This window comes from Oleiphilus sp. HI0132 (genome assembly GCF_001635845.1).
In genome coordinates this window covers 1-654 of sequence record NZ_LWGJ01000323.1, presented here as the reverse complement: position 1 = coordinate 654, position 654 = coordinate 1, and the positions used below count along the sequence as shown (strand labels likewise).

General features: G+C 41.7%; 1 protein-coding gene. It reads right to left on the bottom strand.

The window, feature by feature from the left end:
* Positions 1–654: VacJ family lipoprotein (locus A3766_RS03890; protein ID WP_068641718.1), on the bottom strand; the 654-nt coding region annotated here is incomplete at both ends.

The window sequence follows — 654 nt, the reverse complement described above, 5'->3', positions numbered from 1 at the left end:
GCCATCTTTAATAAGGAAGTTTCGATTTTGCAAATAGGCACTCCTGAAGAAGGCGTAGCGGTCTTCTTTGAATAATAAGTTGTTCGCAGCTAGCAGGTCTGCTCGTGTATCTATTAAATCAACAGCCTTTAGAGCAATACTTTCTTCAGTTGAGAATTCGACAAGATAGTCAACCGGGTCGGCAACGTAATCTACTATTTGTCCGCTAAAGTCTCTGACGGTAGATGGCCCTAGAACAGGTAACACAAGATAGGTAGACTCTTCATAACCCCAATAACCAAGTGTTTGTCCAAAATCTTCATCGCTGGCTTCCAGGCCAAATGAGGTCGCAACATCAAACAAGCCGCCTATGCCAAAAACAGTGTTGTAGATAACTCGGTTAAGAGAAACAACCGCGTTGTGAAACTTAGCCTGCAGCAAAGAGTTAACAAAGGTTTCGACATCATTGAGGTTGCCAAAAAAGTTGGTAACACCTTTATCGACAAAACCGGGCGTTACAAATCTGTAAAGCTTTGCCAAGGGAGTGGCGAGATACTCATCCAAATTATCATTCAATACGAACATGCTTCGATTAAATGACTCATAAGGATCTATTTCTGCGTATCTAGGGTCATAATAAGGCTCTTCTGCTTCATCATTAGCGAATGCATTAAG